Raw genomic sequence first — 15,463 nt, 5'->3', positions numbered from 1 at the left:
GTTTTTTCTTTTGTTTCAATTGCTTGTGACAAAGAATACCATTTTCCGCTGGAGGTTTCCTGCCTGATTACCTCATTTTTTTATTTAATATCAGTGTTTTACGTTTATGGACGGAAACTAGATACAAAGAGCTGAGAAGGGGACTTATGAATAACCCGTTACTGACCGATGACCTGTTGCCGAAGTTTGACCATGTCCGCACGGAACACATGGAAACGGCAATTGACCAGATTCTCAGTGAAAACCGGATGAAGATCAGCCAACTGGCCGGGCAGGAGGACCCCACCTGGGATACCCTGGCGCAGCCGATGCAGGCAATGGAAGACAAGCTGAGCAATGCCTGGTCGGTGATTTCACACCTGAACGGGGTGATGAACAGCGACGACCTGCGCAAGGTGTACAAGAACTGCCTCGAGAAGCTGACCGAGTACAGCACCGAAGTCAGCCAGAACGAGGCACTGTGCAACGCCTACAAGAAACTGGCAGCACGGGAGGATTTCAGGGATCTGAGCGACGCCCAGCGCAAGTCGGTGGACAATACCCTGCGGGATTTCCACCTGGGCGGTGTCGATCTGCCCGAGGACAAGAAAAAGCAGTACGCGGATCTGTCCCGGGAGCTGTCGGAGCTTTCCAACAAGTTCAGCGATAACGTGCTGGACGCTACCCAGCACTGGTTTAAACACATCACCGGCGTGGATGAGCTTGCCGGTGTTCCCGAGACAGCGATAGAGAGCGCCAAACAGGCGGCTCGCCAGAAAGAGCTCGACGGCTATGTGATTACCCTGGATTTCCCCAGTTTCTATCCGGTGATGACCTACTGCGACAACCGGGATCTGCGCCGGGAAGTCTACGAGGCGTTTGTTACCCGCGCGTCTGACCAGGGCCCGGATGCCGGCCAGTGGGACAACACGCCGGTGATGGCGGAAATCCTGAAGCGCCGCCATGCTCTCGCCCAACTGCTCGGTTTTGACAACTATGCCGAGCGTTCCCTGGCCACCAAGATGGCTCGCAGCAGCGACGAGGTGCTGGAGTTCCTGAATCAACTGGCGACCAAGGCCAGGCCCCAGGCCGAGAAAGAATTTGCCGAGCTGAAGGCCTTTGCCAAAGGCGAGTATGGCGTGGAGGACATGCAGGCCTGGGACATTGGCTACTACAGCGAAAAACTGCGCCAGAAACGTTATGACATTTCCCCGGAAACCCTGCGCCCCTGGTTCCCGGTGAACAAGGTAGTGCCCGGCCTGTTCCGGGTGGCGGAGAAGTTGTTTGATGTGCAGATTGAGGCCAGACCTGAGGTGGAGACCTGGCATGAAGACGCCACCGCCTACCGCATCAGCCGTAACGGCGAACCCCTGGCCTGGTTCTACCTGGACCTGTTTGCCCGCCAGGGTAAGCGCGGCGGCGCCTGGATGGCGGATTGCCGGGTGCGCTGGCGCAACCAGCGTGGCCAGCTGCAGCTGCCGGTCGCTTTCCTGACCTGCAACTTCACGCCCCCGGTGAACGGCAAGCCATCACTGCTGACCCACGACGAGGTCACCACCCTGTTCCATGAGTTCGGTCACGGCCTGCACCACATGCTGACCCAGGTGGACGTGCTGGACGTATCTGGCATCAAGGGCGTGGCCTGGGATGCGGTAGAGCTGCCCAGCCAGTTCCTGGAAAACTGGTGCTGGAATCCGGAATCCCTCGGATTGATTGCTTCGCACCACGAAACCGGCGAACCGCTTCCGGAAAACCTGTTGCAGAAGTTGCTGGCGGCGAAGAACTTCCAGTCAGGAATGGCCATGGTGCGCCAACTGGAATTCTCCCTGTTCGACTTCCGCCTGCACGCGGAGTTCACCGGCGAGGCGCCCACCAACCCGTTGGATATGCACCGCAAGGTACGCAGCGAAATTGCGGTAGTGCAAGCCCCGGATTTCAACCGTTTCCCCAACTCGTTCTCCCACATCTTCGCGGGTGGATACGCGGCCGGTTATTACAGCTACAAATGGGCAGAAGTGCTGGCAGCCGATGCCTTCTCGATGTTCGAGGAAAAAGGCATCTTCGACCCGGAAACCGGTAAGGCTTTTTTGAACAATATCCTGGAGAAAGGCGGTTCGCAGGAGCCCATGGAACTGTTCAAAGCCTTCCGCGGCCGGGAACCGCAAGTGGATGCCCTGCTAAGACAATCCGGCATCACGGACGAAGCCGCCTGAGAATAAGCGAGGTCGGGTCAGGCCAAAGGCCGTAACCCGGCAACCAATGCCCATATCTACGGGAGTACTCTTATGGCGAGTCCAAAACGTTTTATCGCCGGGGCCGTCTGCCCGCGCTGTGCGGAGATGGACAAAATCATGATGTTCACCACTGATGACGATGACCAGGTACGCGAATGCGTGGCCTGTGGCTTCACCGATGCGGTGTCTGACGTCGAACAGCCTGCCAGCCCGGAACTGGAAACCCGGGTGAACAAGCGCAGGAATGAGGACGATCACACCGTCAGGCAGGTGGTGTTTTTCAAGGCCGGGGCTGACGACTGACGCCGGCTGCCGAAGCGAAGTGCGCGTGTAACCTTCAGGCTTCGTCGAGGCGGGCAAAACGGGGAACCTGTTCGCCGGCCACTTCCACGGTTTCCCGGAACATGGCCAGAGGGCGCACCCAGAGGCTGTAATCGCCGTACAGGCAGCGGTAAATCACCACCTGCTCTTCGGTTTCACTGTCCCGGGCGACGCCAATCACTTCGTAATCCTTGCCCTTGTAGTGGCGATAGCGGCCGGGCCTTATGTCGTTTTTACGTTCGGTCATCCTGTACCTCGGCGGATTCAGGCCTGTTGAACCCGGCTTTTGCCGGGGACGCAGGGGGCGTAACCGTCTAAACTTGATCCAGAACTGCAGGGATGCGAAAAGACTCAGTCAGGGCCTGCAAGTGTAGAACAACCGGCCGGGCCCGGAAACCGGAAACAGCTATGAAGTGGCGGGTCCCCTGCATTTTTTTGATTTTATTGTGGCTGGCAGGTCTGGCCAGTGCCCCCGTTCAGGCCGCCCCGGTGGCTTTTGAGTGGCTGGAGGCGCCGGCCAATGAGCTGGCGCTGGGTGATGTCCGCAACCTGCCGCCGGACAGTTGGCAGTCCTTTGGCGCCGGTGAGGTTTTCAACCGCGGTTTCAGCAATGGCAGTTTCTGGCTCAAGATCGAGGTGCCGCCGGAGCCGGTCAACCGGGTGCTTGAGATTGGCTATCCGCTGCTGGACGAGGTGTCCGTGTACTGGGTTCTCAATGGGGAACTGATCCAGACTCACCAGACTGGCGACACCCTGCCGTTCAGCAGCCGCCCCATCTACCATCGCAATTTCGTGTTCCTGGTGCCCTCGAATACTGAGCCGGTGACCGCCTTCGTGCGGGTGAAAACCCTGGGATCGGTTCAGATTCCCGTGGCGGTCACGCCTTCGGCCGAGTTTCTGGCCAATGAACAGTTGTCCTATGGCTGGCAAACGGTGTTTCTGGGCATCATCATCGCGATGGCGCTGTACAACCTGTTCCTGTTCGTGATTGTCCACCATTCAACCTACCTCTGGTACGTGCTGACGGTTGTTGCCATCGGGCTGGTGCAACTGAATTTCCATGGCCTGCTGTTCCAGTGGCTGTGGCCGGACTTCCCCGTGATCAACCGCTACTTCACAGTGCCGGCCATCAGCCTTGCCCTGTTTTGCGCCGCGATGTTCACCCTTCGGTTCCTGAACGTCCGCCTATACAGCCATGCCAGTTACCGGTTTCTGCAACTGGCTCTGGCGGGCACCGGATTTGCGTTTTTGTTCGGCCTGTTCGGCAGCTACCAGGCGGGAATCGTGCTGGTCAGTGTGCTTGCTGCTGTGGTAACACCGGCGGCCTGGCTGATTGGCCTGCTGGTCTGGCAAAAAGGCCAGATCCTGGGTGGCTTCTATGTGCTTGCCTGGACACCGCTGCTGGTCGGCCATCTGATTCTGGCGGTCAGCAAGCTGGGTGTCATGCCCCGCAGCTTCATGACCGAGTTCGTGCCCCAGGTGGGAGTAGCCCTGGAGGTGATCCTGCTGTCATTCGCCATGGCCTATCGCATCAACCTTGAGCGCCGCCGGAGACACCAGGCCCAGGAACAGGCGCTGGCTATCCAGCAGCAGGCCAACCAGACCCTGGAAATGCGGGTGCATAAGCGTACCGAAGAGCTGGAGCGGGCCAACGAGCAGCTCAAGGCTATCAGCCTGACCGATGGCCTGACCCACGTTGCGAACCGCCGGCGGTTCGATGAAAAGCTTGCGGACGAATGGAAGCGGGCCCAGCGTCATCGCCACCCGCTCAGCCTGCTGATGCTGGATATTGATCACTTCAAACGGGTGAATGACGAGTTTGGGCACCTAGTCGGTGACGATTGCCTGACGGAAGTCGCAGTCCTGTGTGCCGGTGAAATCCAGAGGTCCGGAGATCTGCTGGCCCGTTATGGCGGTGAGGAATTCAGTATTCTGTTACCGGCAACGCCGGAAGAAGGCGCGGTTGAGGTGGCCGAGCGGGTTCGCCAGGTGGTGGCCCGCTCCCCGGTGCACTCCCGGGAGCGGGTGGCACCGGTCAGCCTGACCATCAGTGTGGGTGTCGCCACCCTGGTGCCCACTCCGGGTATGGAAGCCCACGAGTTGGTCCGGCAGGCCGACGAGGCGCTGTATGCCGCCAAGGAATCCGGCCGCAACCGGGTGATGGTTGCCCGTGGATTCGGCGAGGCCCCGGTTCTCGGCGCCTGACCAGGGCAATCAGTTTTTCAGCTTGTAACGCCCCGGCCCGAGGAAAATCACTGCCACCGCTGTGAACAGGAAGAAGCCCTGGAGTTCCAGCGCCCAGCCTCCGTTGCGGCCCAGGGTCAGCAATTCGTTGGTATGCACAAGCACAATCGCTACCAGCATATTAAACACGATCAGCAGGGCGCCAATGCGGGTCTGGTAGCCCAGAATCACCATTAGCGGGGCAATGATTTCACCCACGAAAACCCCGTAGGCCAGGAAGCTGGGCAGCCCGTGGCTGGCCAGCTCGCCTTCAATGAAACCAACACCGTTGAGCAGTTTGGCAATACCGTGGAACAGCATCAGGCCGCCCAGGGTCAGGCGGATAATCAGTTTTCCCAGATCAGCGTTTTCAAACAAGGTGTGGGTCTCCATTTCTGGCTGGATTGGCAGTGGTCAGATGAACTGCACAGCTTACCCTTTCAAGCGGGGCTCTCAAAGGTTGCGAATGTCCGGGTAAAGTGGCAGTAGCTGTTTGATCAGCCGGTTCTGGGCGCTGATGGGGATGTCGTTATCCTCCATGGCGAGAATCAGGTTCTCGGCCAGGGCATTGAGCTGGGTGTCAGTGATGGCCATGGCGGCGTGCAGCTCCCGCATGTCCCGGCCGGTGTAGGTACAGGGCCCGCCACTTAGCTCGCACAGTTGATCGGTCAGGTTGCGGTGGAACTGAACCACGTCCATACCCTTGAACTGCTGGTTGATGCGCTTATCCTCCACGATCAGATAGAGCAGATCCTCGACGACATCCGCAATGCCCTTCCGTTCACCGAGTTGCTGATAAAGGCTGGTGTCGGGTTTCGGGTTCAGTGCCTGACAGCCAGCCAGGAAAAGTGCGACAGTCATTATCAGGCCTGTGGTCATGATTTTGAATTCGAAAGGATGCATCATCAGAAACTCCCCTGAAAAGACAGGTACAGGCCCTGCTGGTCCTCCAGTGTGGCCACGTCACCCAGATTGACCAGAGCGGCTGTGATGGCCAGGCGGCGGTCAGGGACCCAGGCCACGAACAGGTCCCACCAGTCGTTTTCGGCGGCAAACCCCAGGTTGTCCGGTTTTTGCCGGTATTCGGCGCCCACCAGCCACTGTCGGTCAAGGAATAGCCCGGCACTGCCCTCCATCATCCATTCGTAGCGGTTGTTGCGGTCGCCACCAAAACCCAGCAGCCCGCCCTGGTTGGCACGAGTTCCCCGGGCGGTCAGGTTGACTAGAAGGTTGCGATCCATCAGGGCGGCAAAAAACAGCTTGCTGCCACTGAAATACACGTCGGTACCGCTGTCATCCCGGGCGCCAATTGCCTCGGGTACGGTGAAATTCCGCAGGCGTTTGTGCTGCAAACCGGCGGACCACTGGCCCCAGGGGCTGTAAAGTACATCGCCCGTGAGCCGGACCTTGGCCCCGAAAATGTCCTGGCGCAGCTCGTCCTGCTCCAGTCCAAAGCCATCCTTGAGGGTGAATACCAGGCTGTCCAGGTCCAGGGTCTGTTGCGCCACGGTGACTTCAATCCGGTTGTTCCAGTTTAGTCCGGCGCCGATCACAGACAGGCTGTAGTCATCGGTTACGGCACGGCTGATCGCCAGGGTGCCGCCCCACTCCTCATCGCTGGCGTAACTGCCCAGCAGGGCCCAGGGCACCAGGCCGCCGCCGGCACTGCCTTCAATGGAGGTAACGCCACCGGTCGCCCAGATCCGGCTGCCGATGTCAGCGATCACCGCTGGTGCGGCAAGGACAGCTGCCACCAGCGAAACCAGAGGCCATTTGCTCATTCCGAATACTCCGGATTTGGTTCGGTCAGTTCCTGTTGGCGGGCTGCCAGTGATCTGGCGGTCTCCGGCAGGTCATCGGCAGAAACCGGTCGGCTCAGGTAGAAACCCTGGCCCAGGTTGCAGCCCCAGTGTTGCAGCAGTTGCCAGGCTTTCAGGTTCTCGATGCCCTCGGCTACCACGTTCAGCCCGAGACCGTGGGCCATATCGATGGTGGACCGGACAATCAACTGATCCTGAGGCTCGGAATCCAGCTTCAGTATGAACGACTTGTCGATTTTCAGCTCCTGCACCGGCAGCTTGCGCAACTGGGACAGCGAGGAATAGCCGGTGCCGAAGTCATCCACCGACAGGGTCACGCCCAGATCCCTGAGCCTCTCCAGGGTGGCCATGGCTTCCTTCGGATCCTCCATCAGGGCGCCTTCGGTCACTTCCAGAGTGATGCGTTCCATATCAAGGGGCCAGTTCTGGAAGGTGTTGGCAATGTGCCGGGTCAGCGCCGACCAGGTCAGGTCCATGGCGGACAGATTAATGGCCACCCCGGCGTCAACGCCCCGCTCATGCCACTGGCGCGCTTCCCGGGCGACGCGCTGAAGGATGTGGGCGGTCAAATCATGGATCTGCCCGGATTGTTCGGCGAGAAAGATGAGCTCCTCGGGTGAGATGAAGCCCAGCTCCGGGTGAATCCAGCGTACCAGGGCTTCCACCTGAACCAGCTTGCCGGTGCGGCTGTCCAGTTTGGGCTGGTAGTTCATGTGCAGCCCGTTGTTGAGGATGGCGGTGTTCAGATCGGTGATCAGTCTCAGTTCTCTGAGATGGCTCTCGTCCTGCCCTGGCTGGTAGCGGGCAAAGGGTTCTGCGCGGGTTTCGGCTTGCTCGAAGGTAAGGTTGAGGCGACGGCGCAGTTCGTTGCTGTTGGCGGCATCCTCCGGCAGTTCCAGGGTAACCATGGTGATGCGAAGGGAAAAGGGGGTCTGGTCGATTTGTAACGGGGATTCGATCAGGTCGTGCAGTTCACGGGCCCTGCGATCCAGCTCTCCATGCCCCAGGGCGGGCATCAGGGCGAGAAACTCGCCGCCGCCGGTACGGGCAAGAATTCGGGCATCCGGAAGTTCCCGCTGCAGGCGTTTCGAGATGCCGGTCAGTACCTTGTCTCCGAATTCCAGCCCCAGGGTATCGTTGATATCGGAAAGATCGTTCAGCCGAATGCCAATCAAGGTGCCCTGACCACCCTGGCTGAACAGCTCGGCAGCGGCATGCATGAGCGCGTTGCGGTTGCCGAGACCTGTGACGTCGTCATGGCTGGCGGCATAACGGATCTGTGTCTCTCTTTCCCGCAGGCGGCGCAGCATATCGTTGAGCGCGTCCCGCAGCCGGACAAGTTCGCCACCGGCCCGGATGTCCGGAGATGACGGCGTGTGCCCCTCCCCGATGGCCCGGGCATAATCTGCCAGTTGCAGCACCGGGCGCCCCAGGTTCCGGGCAATCACCAGCGCCAGTACGATGGCAAAAACCAGAATGCTGGTAATCAGCAGGCCGATCTCCACGGCCCGCCTGTAATAATTCCGCAGGCTTGCTTCGCGGCTGATCAGGAGAACCGCCTGGATGGGTGCGGGATCTTCCCCGCCAAGGCGGATGATGCGGGTGAAGTAGCCGGCGCTCTCTATAAAATTCCGGCGTCCGGATGCCTGGATGAGTTCCTGCCGCAGCCTGTCATCGATGCCGGTGGTGGCCGCGAAATTACGGAATTCGCCGGTATCTCCGGAACGGGCACGGAAAATCACTGAGGAACCACTCAGCCTGCCAACCAGCTCGGCCAGCGCCTGGTCCATGGCAAAACCCGCCACCAGCCAGGCGCGGAGGCCGGGAGCTTCCACCGGAATGACCAGCAGTTCGTAACCCTGGCCATCAATAGCCAGCAACGAGCGGGCAAAGCCTTTGCGCCGGGCATTGCCGAGGTGGGCTTGGGATATGTCCGGCAGAACGTGAGTCACGGTTGAGGCGAGCAGTTGGCCCTGGTTGTCCAGGATTGCCGCAAAGCCTGCCCCGACCCGGCCACCGACGTTCTCCAGTGCGCTGCTGAGTGTGGCCGGGTCGCCACTGGCCACCGCCGAGAGGAAGCCGAAGTCACGGACTACCACGCTCAGACGGGACAGTTCGAGATCCGTGCGTCGTTCGATCACCTCGTTGGTCAGGCGCTCGCCGACAGCCAGTTGTTCCAGGGCGCGACTTTTTTCGTCCTCGAACAGGTACACCATCAAGAGGGCGACAATCGCCAGACTGACCAGCACCACCAGCGAGATCATTGCGGTCATGAGCCGGCCGCGGAATCCGAGGCGAGAGGCAACGGCCATCAAAGCTCCCGGAAGCGCTGCTGGAGGCGGTTCAATGAGCCCCCGGCGACAGGCTCGGGCTTAAGACTGAGGCTTACAATCGCCGGCTGCCCCGGATCAATTTCCCGGATCACTGGTCGGGTATTGTCTGGCAGGCGTGGGTGCCAGACTTCCAGCACCACCTTGCTCTGGTCGCCCGCCTCCCGCGAATCAAAGGCCAGACGGACCTGGCCGGCCTCGTTGGTTCGGGCCACGGCTTCGGTATCGGTCACCACAACAAACCCCTGCATGTAATCGTGAATGTTGCAGCCCAGTTCGACGATTCCCGGCTTGTCGAAAATAATCGGGGCTTCCGGGCGTCCGGCATAGAGCTCGATGCTGAAGGTCTTGGCCGGAGAAAAAGAGTAGACGTGGTGCTGGGTATTGTCACGATTCGGGAAATCCACGCTGGAGCCGACGGGAACTACGAGTACCCGCGGGTGGAAGGCCCGGTCTTTCTGGTAGATTTCGGCGGAAACCGGTGCGGGCTTTTGCGGGCTGTCCGTGGAAACCACGGCACCGGCCACCGGCTCGGAACTGCCATTGAGGGTCACGGTTACTGACAACTCCGCCGCCGCAGCTGGAAGAGGCGTTGCCAACAGGGCCAGTGTCGCCGCAAATGCACTCGCTGATGCGCTCATCAATCCTCAAAATCCGTCAGGAACGACCGGAACCGAGGGAGAATCGAATGTGGTTCCTTTCCAGCAGATTTTCCCAGTAATGCCGCATCCAGTCCCAGGCGGCGTTATTAACCTGTTCGACGAATGGGTCGAGGTTGAGCTCGTAATAGTCCGGCGTGCCGGCTATCTGCAATAAGGTCACGGTTATGGAATCGTCCAGCTCATTGGCAAAAGGCTCGCCAATGAGCCGGTGAGCGAGCAGGTTAGCATGAGTTGCCTCGATATCCACCAGTTCGCTGGTCCGGGTGCACCGGTTGTTTTCATACATTTCTTCCATCAGTCGGTGGCACAGATAGGCCCGGATCAGCAGGCCATCAAGACCATCATAACGCACCAACAGAACTGAGGGCTGGGTGAAGTAGCGGATGGCGGCACTGACAAACGGTTCAAACAGATCGGCTTTGCCGGCCTCACGGGCACAGGCTTCGACACATTCAATCAGTCTCGGTGCCAATTCTATGTATTCAACCACAAACTGGAACAGGCAGGTGGCCGGCTGGTAGCCCTCGATAGTGACGGCAGAGGGCAATGTGGCGACCTTCGCATGCAGTTGCCGGAGGAAGGTGCCGGAGCGGGCTTCCTTGCGTCTTGCCTGATCAATAATTTCGAGGACTACCTGTGGTGTCATTTCAGGAGATGCCAATGTTTGAACAAGTTGAGGTCGCAAGGGGCCTCCGGTTGTCAGCGTCTGTTAGCAACGGGTTCCCGTGCAGGAGAGTGGGACTGGCTACCCCATCGTGCCTGCCTTTTCCGACAAGTGTAGCCGAGATTTGGCCAACTGCTTTTCCGGCATCGTGAAAATACACAGTCGTAATGTTACAGAGTGAATCCCGGTCGCTGGCTTTTGAGCCACCGTCCGTTCCGGGTATGAGGCCAGCGCCCAGAGACGCCGGTCGGTTGCCGGGAGGTTCAATGGTATATTCGTTTTTATTCTTAAAAATTATCAGTTAGACATTTTGGGTTTAGCTGATTTTTTAGTCTTTTCTTGATCTGTGTCTATACTCGGAACTGACGTATCTGTAAGTAGGCTTCCACTCTGGTTTTTCCGGTGTATGCGAGCGCCAGTCAGGCCGGAGGGATAACGCAAAATCCGACAAGAATAACACTCTGTGGAGACACAGTATGCGCGTGCACGCTAAGCGGGCAGGTGCCCTTTTAGGCGGTCTGATGTTCCCCGCCTGGTCCATGGCGGACTGGACACTGAACATGACCCCGGGGGTGACCGGCACCAGCAACAGAGTTTTTGACCTTCACATGACCATACTCTGGATCTGCGTCGTCATCGGCGTGGTGGTATTTGGTGTTATGTTCTGGTCCATCTTCGCCCACCGGAAATCCCGGGGTGCCAAACCAGCCAACTTTCACGAAAACACCCTGGTCGAGATTCTCTGGACCATCATACCTTTTGTCATCCTGGTTATTATGGCGATTCCTGCCACGGCGACCCTGGTCGATATGTATGACACCACGGAATCGGAAGTGGACATCAAGGTCACCGGCTACCAGTGGAAGTGGCAATATGAATACCTCAATGAGGATTTTGGCTACTTCTCCAACCTGTCCACGCCACGGGAACAGATCGAGAACCGCCAGGCCAAGGGCGAGAATTACCTGCTGGAAGTGGATAACCCGCTGGTGATTCCGGTGGGCAAGAAGGTTCGCTTGCTGCTGACGGCCAACGATGTCATCCACTCCTGGTGGGTACCGGATTTCGGCGTCAAGAAAGATGCCATTCCGGGCTTCATCAACGAGACCTGGACCCGGGTCGACAAGCCTGGCACCTACCGCGGCCAGTGCACAGAGCTCTGTGGCAAGGACCACGGCTTCATGCCGGTGGTGGTCAAGGCCGTTCCTCAGGAAGAGTATTCGGCCTGGGTGGCCGAGCAGAAGGCGGTGGCCGAGCAAGAGCGTGAGCTGACCCAGAAAGACTGGACCATGGCCGAGCTGATGGAGCGGGGCGAAAAGGCTTATCAAACTGCTTGTGCTGCCTGTCACCAGGCGGACGGCAGTGGTGCGCCTCCGGCGTTCCCGGCGTTGAAAGGCAGCCAGATCGCCACGGGAGATATGGCCGCGCACATCGACATCGTTGTGAATGGCAAATCCGGCACCGCGATGCAGGCCTTTGGAAATCAGTTGAGCGAGGTAGACCTGGCCGCAGTCATTACCTATGAGCGGAATGCCTGGGGTAACAGTACCGGCGAGATGGTTACACCAAAAGAGATCTTTGATTACAGGAATCAGCAGTAATCAACGCCAGATAACAGATATCACCAGCCACAATAAATGGCGGTAACGGGGGTTTTCATGAGTGCGGTTGCAGATACCCACGCCCAGGGTCATTATCACGGCCCGGCCAAAGGCATCAGCCGCTGGCTGCTGACCACAAACCACAAGGATATCGGGACCATGTACCTGATATTCAGCTTCACCATGTTCCTGCTGGGCGGAACCATGGCCATGGTTATCCGGGCCGAACTGTTCCAGCCCGGGCTGCAGATTGTGCAGCCGGAATTCTTCAACCAGATGACCACCATGCACGGCCTGATCATGGTCTTCGGCGCGGTCATGCCGGCCTTTGTAGGCCTGGCCAACTGGATGATTCCGTTGATGATCGGCGCCCCGGACATGGCGCTGCCACGGATGAACAACTGGAGTTTCTGGCTGCTGCCCTGCGCCTTCCTGATCCTGGTTTCGACCCTGTTCATGGAAGGCGGTGCGCCCAACTTCGGCTGGACCTTTTACGCACCGCTGTCGACGACTTACGGGCCGCCAAGCACCACCTTCTTCATCTTTGCAGTTCACATCATGGGTATTTCCTCGATCATGGGCGCCATCAATGTGATTGCTACTATCCTGAACCTGCGGGCCCCGGGCATGACCCTGATGAAAATGCCCCTGTTCGTCTGGACCTGGCTGATCACCGCGTTCCTGCTGATTGCAGTGATGCCGGTTCTGGCCGGTGTGGTGACCATGATGCTGATGGACATCAACTTCGGCACCAGTTTCTTTGATGCCTCCGGCGGTGGTGATCCGGTGCTGTTCCAGCATGTGTTCTGGTTCTTCGGGCATCCCGAGGTTTACATCATGATCCTGCCCGCGTTCGGGGCGGTGTCCCACATCATTCCGGCTTTCTCCCGCAAGCCCCTGTTCGGCTATGCCTCCATGGTGTACGCGGTTGGCGCCATCGCCATGCTGTCTTTCGTGGTCTGGGCACACCACATGTTTACAGTGGGCATTCCTATCACCGGGCAACTGTTTTTCATGTACGCCACCATGCTGATTGCCGTCCCCACCGGGGTAAAGGTGTTCAACTGGGTCGCCACCATGTTCCGGGGTTCGCTCAGTTTTGAGGCGCCCATGCTGTTTGCGGTGGCCTTCGTGATCCTGTTCACCATCGGCGGTTTTTCAGGCCTGATGCTGGCGATTGCGCCGGCTGATTTCCAGTACCACGATACCTACTTCGTGGTTGCCCATTTCCACTATGTGCTGGTGCCGGGCGCGATCTTCGGGATCTTCGCCTCCGCGTATTTCTGGTTGCCCAAGTGGACTGGCCACATGTACGACGAAACCCTCGCCAAGACCCATTTCTGGCTGTCATTCATCGGCATGAACCTGGCCTTCTTCCCCATGCACTTCCTGGGGCTGGCGGGCATGCCGCGCCGGATTCCGGATTACGCGCTTCAGTTTGCGGACTTCAACATGGTGTCCAGCATTGGTGCCTTTATGTTTGGCGCCACCCAGATCCTGTTCCTGTTCATTGTGGTCAAGTGTGTCCGGGGCGGTGAGAGAGCGGCTGCCAAGCCCTGGGACGGCGCGCAGGGCCTGGAGTGGACGGTGCCGTCGCCGGCGCCTTACCACACCTTCGCGACACCGCCGGAAGTGAAATAGGGATGTGAAGACACGCTCGCTCCAGGACAAAAACAACTAATAACGAATAAGCCATCGGAGACTGTCATGGCGGAAAACCAGAGCTATTACGTTCCGGAACAGAGCAAATGGCCGATCATTGCCACGGTTGGCCTTGGCGTAACTCTCTATGGCGCCGCGTCCATCATGGTCAACGCACAACAGGGTGAAAGTACCACCGGCGCCTGGATCATGTTCCTGATTGGCGCGATGATTATGGCCTACATGCTGTTCGGCTGGTTTGGCAACGTGATCCGGGAGAGCCGGGCGGGGCTTTACAGCCCGCAGATGGACCGGTCATTCCGTTGGGGCATGAGCTGGTTTATTTTTTCCGAGGTCATGTTCTTTGCGGCCTTTTTTGGCGCCCTGTTCTATGTACGGGTGTTCGCCGTGCCGTGGCTGGGCGGTGAGGGAGACCGGGGCAGCTCAAATATGCTGTGGGAGGGGTTCCAGGCCACCTGGCCGCTGATTCAGACCCCTGATCCCGAAGCCTATCCGCCGCCAGAGGCCATCATCGGCCCCTGGGGCCTGCCATTGATGAACACCATTTTGCTGGTGACTTCCTCTTTTACCATCACGATTGCTCACCACGCGCTTAAGGCGGGCAATCGCTCGAAAACCAAACTCTGGTTAGCCGCTACGATTACGCTGGCGATCATATTCGTTTTTGTCCAGGGTTACGAGTATATCCACGCCTACCAGGACCTGAATCTGACACTGAAATCAGGTATTTATGGCAGCACTTTTTTCATGCTGACCGGCTTTCATGGCGCCCACGTTATTCTGGGGTCCCTGATGCTGATTATCATGCTGATTCGTATCACCAAGGGGCATTTTACAGCTGACAACCACTTCGGCTTTGAAGCGGCGGCCTGGTACTGGCACTTTGTAGACGTAGTCTGGCTGGGCCTGTTCGTGTTTGTTTACATACTCTGACATGGGGGTCAGGGTGTCGGGTTCAACGTCAGGGCACCCTGCCACAACGCAATCAGAATCACCACCAGGAGCAGTATGCTAAGTGTGACCCGAACCACCAGGGAATTCAGTACCCGATTGGTTTTACCGCCATCCTTGATGAGAAAGAACAAGCCACTGAACAGGCTCACGACTACGGCAAGCATCAATACAAGGATAACGGCCTTCAGCATGGAACTTCCTGTTTTTATTGGTGGGGTGAATCTACGGCCCGGGATGGCTTCCGGATTCCGTGAGGTCACTATAGCAGAGGATGTCTGATTCGCAGCGCCAACGCCGTCACTGGCAATTGGATTGGCGGTTGCTGGTATTCAGTGGGGTCTTCCTGCCGGTTCTGATCAGTCTGGGTATCTGGCAGCTCAACCGGGCAGCGGAGAAACAGCTGCTGCTGGATCAGTGGCAACAGGAGGCTGTAAGCCTGGACTGGTCAGACCTGGTGGCTCTGGACCTGAGCAATGGCCGGCCTGTGACCCTGACCGGCCTTTACCGAAGCCGGAGCTGGTTGCTGGATAACCGGACCCGGGATGGTGTGCCAGGGTATGAGGTTCTCACCGTGTTTCGCCCGGTTTCGGGTCCGCCGGTGGTGGTCAACCGCGGTTGGGTGCCAGCGCCCCGGACCCGGGGCCAGCTTCCGGAAGTTGACCCGCCGGAGGGCGTGTTCACGTTACAGGGGCGGATCAGCGATTACCCGGTGCCGCCGGTTCTTGGTGATCAGCCCACGGCAACCGGCTCCTGGCCCCGGCGCGTGCAAAGCCTCTCCAAAGAGGTGGCCCGAGCCGAAATCCCGGAGCTTCCCGGCAGGATCGTTCGCCTTTCCGGCGACCACCAGCCCGGAGCCTACCGGGCCGACTGGCAGCCGGACCTGATGGGGCCGCAAACCCATTACGGATATGCCACGCAATGGTTTGCGCTGGCTGTGGCGCTGACTATATTGACGGTAGTGGCGAGTTATCGAAAGAGCGAGTTACCAAAAGACAGGAGCCAATAATGACAAT

At 58.7% G+C, this 15,463-nt stretch carries 15 protein-coding genes; 7 read left to right on the top strand and 8 right to left on the bottom strand.

Annotated features, from left to right (window positions below; translation table 11 throughout):
- Nucleotides 1-146 precede the first annotated feature (146 nt).
- Together prlC and QPL96_RS16380 are read left to right on the top strand one after the other, a co-directional pair.
- Nucleotides 147-2,192 carry an oligopeptidase A gene (prlC, locus tag QPL96_RS16385; protein WP_303288381.1) on the top strand — a complete coding sequence of 682 codons (2,046 nt, stop codon included), beginning with the start codon at nt 147-149 and terminating at the stop codon, nt 2,190-2,192.
- 72 nt (nt 2,193-2,264) lie between these two features.
- Nucleotides 2,265-2,516 carry a YheV family putative zinc ribbon protein gene (locus tag QPL96_RS16380; protein ID WP_303288380.1) on the top strand — a complete coding sequence of 84 codons (252 nt, stop codon included), beginning with the start codon at nt 2,265-2,267 and terminating at the stop codon, nt 2,514-2,516.
- 34 nt (nt 2,517-2,550) lie between these two features.
- Here QPL96_RS16380 and QPL96_RS16375 read toward each other — a convergent pair whose 3' ends face one another.
- On the bottom strand, nt 2,551-2,781 hold the full coding sequence (locus tag QPL96_RS16375) for a DUF1653 domain-containing protein (RefSeq protein ID WP_303288379.1): 231 nt from the start codon (nt 2,779-2,781) through the stop codon (nt 2,551-2,553).
- Between the two features lie 161 nt (nt 2,782-2,942).
- Between QPL96_RS16375 and QPL96_RS16370 the strand changes: the two genes are divergently transcribed.
- Nucleotides 2,943-4,739 carry a diguanylate cyclase gene (locus tag QPL96_RS16370; RefSeq protein WP_303288378.1) on the top strand — a complete coding sequence of 599 codons (1,797 nt, stop codon included), beginning with the start codon at nt 2,943-2,945 and terminating at the stop codon, nt 4,737-4,739.
- Nucleotides 4,740-4,748: 9 nt separating this feature from the next.
- Here QPL96_RS16370 and QPL96_RS16365 read toward each other — a convergent pair whose 3' ends face one another.
- From QPL96_RS16365 to QPL96_RS16340, 6 genes are all read right to left on the bottom strand, one after another.
- The gene (locus QPL96_RS16365) at nt 4,749-5,135 is read right to left on the bottom strand and encodes a DoxX family protein (RefSeq protein ID WP_303288377.1); all 387 of its coding nucleotides are present in this window, start codon (nt 5,133-5,135) and stop codon (nt 4,749-4,751) included.
- Between the two features lie 75 nt (nt 5,136-5,210).
- Complete coding sequence (locus QPL96_RS16360) at nt 5,211-5,660, bottom strand: group 1 truncated hemoglobin (protein WP_303288386.1); 450 nt, start codon at nt 5,658-5,660, stop codon at nt 5,211-5,213.
- A 2-nt stretch (nt 5,661-5,662) separates the two neighbouring features.
- Nucleotides 5,663-6,538, bottom strand: coding sequence for a DUF3034 family protein (locus tag QPL96_RS16355; RefSeq protein ID WP_303288376.1), 876 nt, complete (start codon nt 6,536-6,538; stop codon nt 5,663-5,665).
- On the bottom strand, nt 6,535-8,889 hold the full coding sequence (locus tag QPL96_RS16350; RefSeq protein ID WP_303288375.1) for a bifunctional diguanylate cyclase/phosphodiesterase: 2,355 nt from the start codon (nt 8,887-8,889) through the stop codon (nt 6,535-6,537). Before QPL96_RS16350 ends, QPL96_RS16355 begins: the two co-directional genes overlap by 4 nt.
- Nucleotides 8,889-9,548: a methylamine utilization protein gene (locus QPL96_RS16345; RefSeq protein ID WP_303288374.1), complete on the bottom strand. Its 660-nt coding sequence runs from the start codon at nt 9,546-9,548 to the stop codon at nt 8,889-8,891. Before QPL96_RS16345 ends, QPL96_RS16350 begins: the two co-directional genes overlap by 1 nt.
- A 16-nt stretch (nt 9,549-9,564) precedes the next feature.
- Nucleotides 9,565-10,215 (bottom strand): hypothetical protein, encoded by a 651-nt coding sequence (locus tag QPL96_RS16340; RefSeq protein WP_303288373.1) that lies wholly within the window; start codon nt 10,213-10,215, stop codon nt 9,565-9,567.
- 494 nt (nt 10,216-10,709) lie between these two features.
- Here QPL96_RS16340 and coxB point away from each other — a divergent pair, with 494 nt between their 5' ends.
- The 3 genes from coxB to QPL96_RS16325 all read left to right on the top strand — a co-directional run bounded on the left by coxB (nt 10,710) and on the right by QPL96_RS16325 (nt 14,429).
- A complete protein-coding gene (coxB, locus tag QPL96_RS16335; RefSeq protein WP_303288372.1) occupies nt 10,710-11,834 on the top strand; it encodes a cytochrome c oxidase subunit II in 1,125 nt (374 codons plus the stop codon).
- Nucleotides 11,835-11,891: 57 nt separating this feature from the next.
- Nucleotides 11,892-13,475, top strand: a complete 1,584-nt coding sequence (gene ctaD, locus QPL96_RS16330; RefSeq protein ID WP_303288371.1) for a cytochrome c oxidase subunit I — start codon at nt 11,892-11,894, stop codon at nt 13,473-13,475.
- 66 nt (nt 13,476-13,541) lie between these two features.
- Nucleotides 13,542-14,429, top strand: coding sequence for a cytochrome c oxidase subunit 3 (locus QPL96_RS16325; protein ID WP_303288370.1), 888 nt, complete (start codon nt 13,542-13,544; stop codon nt 14,427-14,429).
- Nucleotides 14,430-14,437: 8 nt separating this feature from the next.
- Here QPL96_RS16325 and QPL96_RS16320 read toward each other — a convergent pair whose 3' ends face one another.
- A complete protein-coding gene (locus QPL96_RS16320; RefSeq protein WP_303288369.1) occupies nt 14,438-14,641 on the bottom strand; it encodes a twin transmembrane helix small protein in 204 nt (67 codons plus the stop codon).
- A gap of 80 nt (nt 14,642-14,721) precedes the next feature.
- Here QPL96_RS16320 and QPL96_RS16315 point away from each other — a divergent pair, with 80 nt between their 5' ends.
- Nucleotides 14,722-15,456 carry an SURF1 family protein gene (locus QPL96_RS16315; RefSeq protein ID WP_303288368.1) on the top strand — a complete coding sequence of 245 codons (735 nt, stop codon included), beginning with the start codon at nt 14,722-14,724 and terminating at the stop codon, nt 15,454-15,456.
- Nucleotides 15,457-15,463 lie beyond the last annotated feature (7 nt).

This window comes from Marinobacter sp. SS8-8 (genome assembly GCF_030540945.1).
Taxonomy (GTDB): domain Bacteria; phylum Pseudomonadota; class Gammaproteobacteria; order Pseudomonadales; family Oleiphilaceae; genus Marinobacter.
Note: the sequence above shows the minus strand (reverse complement) of the source record. Positions and strands in the feature narration are given on the sequence as shown.